Annotated in this window: 3 protein-coding genes and 1 pseudogene; 1 reads left to right on the forward strand and 3 read right to left on the reverse strand. The window is 36.9% G+C overall.

Features of this window, described 5'->3' with window-relative positions; translation table 11 throughout:
* Window positions 1–111: pseudogene (locus OOJ59_RS27870) on the forward strand (integrase); the annotation flags it as partial.
* Between the two features lie 276 nt (window positions 112–387).
* Here the strand turns inward: OOJ59_RS27870 and OOJ59_RS27875 are convergent.
* The 3 genes from OOJ59_RS27875 to OOJ59_RS27885 are packed head-to-tail and all read right to left on the reverse strand — an operon-like array spanning window position 388 to window position 1,079.
* Window positions 388–669, reverse strand: coding sequence for a hypothetical protein (locus OOJ59_RS27875; RefSeq protein WP_160956587.1), 282 nt, complete (start codon window positions 667–669; stop codon window positions 388–390).
* A 12-nt stretch (window positions 670–681) separates the two neighbouring features.
* Window positions 682–885, reverse strand: a complete 204-nt coding sequence (locus tag OOJ59_RS27880) for a hypothetical protein (RefSeq protein WP_160956621.1) — start codon at window positions 883–885, stop codon at window positions 682–684.
* On the reverse strand, window positions 885–1,079 hold the full coding sequence (locus OOJ59_RS27885; RefSeq protein WP_160956620.1) for a helix-turn-helix domain-containing protein: 195 nt from the start codon (window positions 1,077–1,079) through the stop codon (window positions 885–887). Before OOJ59_RS27885 ends, OOJ59_RS27880 begins: the two co-directional genes overlap by 1 nt.
* Between the last annotated feature and the right edge of the window lie 191 nt (window positions 1,080–1,270).

Raw genomic sequence — 1,270 nt, forward strand, 5'->3', positions numbered from 1 at the left:
TTGTCAGAATATAACTGTGAACGCCCGCATGAATCACTGAACAATATGACACCGGAGGAATACCGACAGCACCATTATTTGGCCGGGATCTCAAAAAATGCATGGAACTAAAACGGGTCTATTTACAGTTACTTCTTCTGTTTCTTGAGTGAACGTATCACTATCATCTTGTATTAAAGGAAGTCCCTTCTTTCTTCGATTAGCATTGTAAATGCGTAATGCTTCCTTGCTCATTGCAACCATTGCTAGTCCTCCTTAGCAAAATATGTATTTCCGTCACGAGACAAGCGAGCCTTAACTAAACGATTAACGATAGTAGTTATAAGCTCTCCTTCATTATCGTAATCCAGATGTTTAGCTACTCTCTTTAATCGCCTAAGCTCTTTATCATTCACTTTCAGCGTTATCTCGTACATCTTTCTTTCTCCCTCTTATCTCTCTAATACGCTCCTTAACAAAAACAGAAAATACTTCATCATCAAAGTAGCCGTGACTATTGTTAGGATTGCTCCTTGTCCTGTATTCAGGAAAAACAGCTTCTTCTAAACGCTTATTAATGTCTGCAAGAGTAGCAGCATTGTTTCTCTGTGCTATTTCTTCTCTTAGTAGCTCTGCCTTAGTAGGGCATGGTGTAGGGTGAAATACACCCTTTTCATCTGTAAATGACATAGTTAACTCTCCTTAAAAGGGACATGGATTAAATAGATACTCCACCTTTTCTAATTCATTATTAAAATCATCAAGAATAACAGAAGGGAAATATTCTTTAACGGCAATAAGCATACCTGTAAGAATTGCTTCCTGCTTATTGTATTCAGCACTATTAGTGATGCTATGCTCAAGCTTTCCCAACTGCTTAAACAGCATTTTTTCTGTCTTTGTCATTAATCAATCTCCAGTGTAATTTGATAACCAGCTTTTTTACAAAGGCTGATAAGCTTATCTAGTGATGCGGTTCTATCTCCACTTAATATTTGTAGCAAGGCAGATAGAGAGATATCAAGCTTTTTAGCTGCATCATTTTTAATACGAAATGTAGATACATATTTTTTTAGTAACTCTATTAACTCTTGTTTCATTATGTCATCCCTTAAAATGGGCATTCATTACCATTAACATCAACATCTATAAGTTTAGGTAAATTGGATTTGCCCCTATATATCCAGACGCATTTTCTCTCTTACGGTTGCGATAATTTCCTGCGTATAAATTCCCGCGGTGAGCGATATCCCAGCGCACTGTGTGGGTGATATTCATTGTAATGACTGAA

The organism is Citrobacter sp. W9 (assembly GCF_026719375.1).
Lineage (GTDB): Bacteria > Pseudomonadota > Gammaproteobacteria > Enterobacterales > Enterobacteriaceae > Citrobacter > Citrobacter werkmanii.

Coding starts and splice junctions, on each gene's coding strand:
- OOJ59_RS27885 (WP_160956620.1), bottom strand. CDS start 1,079: ATGAAACAAGAGTTAATAGAGTTACTAAAAAAATATGTATCTACATTT.
- OOJ59_RS27875 (WP_160956587.1), bottom strand. CDS start 669: ATGTCATTTACAGATGAAAAGGGTGTATTTCACCCTACACCATGCCCT.
- OOJ59_RS27880 (WP_160956621.1), bottom strand. CDS start 885: ATGACAAAGACAGAAAAAATGCTGTTTAAGCAGTTGGGAAAGCTTGAG.